At 57.9% G+C, this 781-nt stretch carries 1 protein-coding gene; it reads left to right on the forward strand.

The features are described from left to right. Nucleotides 1-167: 167 nt before the first annotated feature. Nucleotides 168-653, forward strand: coding sequence for an ABC transporter permease subunit (locus HCU66_RS26950; protein WP_338136474.1), 486 nt, complete (start codon nt 168-170; stop codon nt 651-653). The last annotated feature ends 128 nt before the right edge of the window (nt 654-781 follow it).

The raw sequence follows: 781 nt of genomic DNA on the forward strand, positions 1-781 counted from the left end.
CGCGCCCCAAACTTCCGTACTTGAAGCCACCTCTGAGCCCATGTTGAACGACACCTCTAACCCACTTCGATAAAGGATTTCATCATGAGCAACGCCACTTACAACCGCAAGTGGCGGTGGTGAAACAACTCGGGCCACACCGTGAGGCGGTAGTTTACTACGCTGGAGTGTCACTCCTGGTTGCCGCAGTGCGGGGGAGTTTTTTCTTCTTGCGATCGCGTCAGGGCCTTGCCCTCACTGCAGTGCGAGACTCGGTGACGGCGGCGGGCAGCCTAGGTGTGAACACCTACCGCATCAAGCTAATGATCTACGTCGCCACGGCCGCATTCACGGCGCTCATCGGCGCATTGCTGTTCTTGCAGAAACTACGAATCTCGCCTGATGCGGCCTTCAGCCTGCAGGACTGGACGGCTGTGGTCATATTCATCGTCATCATCGGCGGCATCTGTACGCTGGAGGGCCCCATCATCGGCACCCTGCTCTACTTTGTCCTGCGAGGGGCGCTTGCCGAATACGGCACGCTCTACATGATCCTGCTTGGCGCAGTAGCAGTGGGAATGATGTTGTGGGCGCCCAAAGGCATCTGGGGCACCGTACAGGATAAGCTGGGGTGGCAACTTCTCCCCATGCGCCGACGCCTTATCGTCCACTGAGGGACGCTACACAGTGTTGCGAGGCTGTTTCGATGGCCGTCTCGCAATGCTTTGTATTTGACTGGTCGTGCGCCAGAATTTGACGCCAGCTCCGCCTGTCACGTTCGCGGCTTGTAAGGTCTCATCAA

Origin of the sequence: Pseudomonas frederiksbergensis, from assembly GCF_017114915.1 — a bacterium.
GTDB classification, from domain to species: domain Bacteria; phylum Pseudomonadota; class Gammaproteobacteria; order Pseudomonadales; family Pseudomonadaceae; genus Aquipseudomonas; species Aquipseudomonas frederiksbergensis_I.